The sequence below is a fragment of the Streptomyces calidiresistens genome (genome assembly GCF_014141525.1).
GTDB lineage: Bacteria > Actinomycetota > Actinomycetes > Streptomycetales > Streptomycetaceae > Streptomyces > Streptomyces calidiresistens.
Genome location: NZ_VKHS01001104.1, coordinates 1 through 1,409, shown reverse-complemented (window position 1 = coordinate 1,409; position 1,409 = coordinate 1). Strand labels below are relative to the sequence as shown.

Annotated in this window: 1 protein-coding gene; it reads right to left on the bottom strand. The window is 79.8% G+C overall.

Annotated elements, in window-relative coordinates; genetic code table 11:
- Nucleotides 1-122: 122 nt before the first annotated feature.
- Entirely contained in the window at nucleotides 123-1,088 is a 966-nt protein-coding gene (locus FOE67_RS25730) for an ABC transporter ATP-binding protein (protein ID WP_182667221.1), read from the bottom strand.
- Between the last annotated feature and the right edge of the window lie 321 nt (nucleotides 1,089-1,409).

Below are 1,409 nucleotides of genomic sequence, written 5' to 3'. Positions count from 1 at the left end.
ACCCCTCCCCCCGTCCGCCGGTCACCCCGGCGGCCTGACCGACGGGGCCCCGGGCCCGACGCCCCGGCACGCCCCGGCGAACACCGCCGGGGCGTCCGGCTTCCCGGGCGCCTCCCCGGTCGTCACCGCCCGGTGGGCCCCGGGGCGGGCCGGGGTGTCACGAGGTGGCAGGCGGCGCCGTCCCGGTCGGCGGGCAGCGGCGGCAGGGGCACGGCGCGGCAGGCGTCGGCGTGCGGTGGGGCGACCTCCGGACAGCGGGGGTGGAAGCGGCACCCGCCCGGCACCGCCGCGGCGTCCGGGGACTCCCCGACGAGCGGGCGGCGGTCCTTCACCGGCGCGTCCGGGAGCACCGAGAGCAGCGCCCGGGTGTAGGGGTGGCGGGGGGTGGTGAGGACATCGACGGTGGGGCCGATCTCGACGATCCGCCCCAGGTACATCACCGCCACCCGGTCCGCGATGTTCCAGGCCAGGCCGAGGTCGTGGGTGACGACGAGGGCGGCGAGGCCGATCTCGTGGCGCAGGCGCAGCAGCAGGGCGAGGATCTCGCCGCGCACGGAGGCGTCGAGGGAGGCGACGGGTTCGTCGGCGACCAGTACCGAGGGCCCGGTGACCAGGGCGCCGGCGATGACCACGCGCTGGCGCTGGCCGCCGGAGAGTTCGTGCGGGCGGACGCCGAAGAACCGCTCGGGGGGCCGCAGGCCGGCCCGGGAGAGCGCGTCGGCGACGCGTTCGGGCTCGCGGTCCCGGATGCCGTGCACCCGCAGGCCCTCGGCGACCGCCTCGTACACCGTGTGACGGGGGTTGAGGGCCCCGGTGGGGTCCTGGAGGACCAGTTGGGCGGTGCGGCGGAAGGCCAACAGGCCGCGCCGGTTGCGGGGCAGCGGGCGGCCCCGGTGCAGGACCTCACCGGCGGTGGGGGGCTCCAGACCCAGCAGGGCACGGGCGACGGTGGTCTTGCCGCAGCCGGACTCCCCGGCGAGGGCGAGGATCTCGCCGGGGCGCAGGTCGAGGTCGACGCCGTCGACGGCCCGGGCGACCCGGCGGCCGGGCAGCGGGAAGCCGACGGCCAGACCCCGGGCGCCGAGCACGGCCTCCTCCCCGGCGGGGACGGCGGATACGGCGGGCCCGCCGGGGGCATCGGTCCCGGTGCCCGGGGCGGGGGTGCTCCCCCCGCCGCCGGAGGCGGCGGCAACGGTCCGTCGGGAGTGGTGCGCGGACGCGACGGGTCGGCCGTCGCCGTCGGCGGGACCCCCGACGCCGCCGGGCCCGGTGGCGTCCCCGCAGGGGGGTTCGGCTCCGGTGCCGGGCGGCGCGCCTCCCACCGCGGTGGGCCCGGCGCCGTCCGGGGCGCCGTCCGGGGAGGGGGTCGCACCGGGGGCCACGGCGACGGGTACCTGGCTCTTATACAC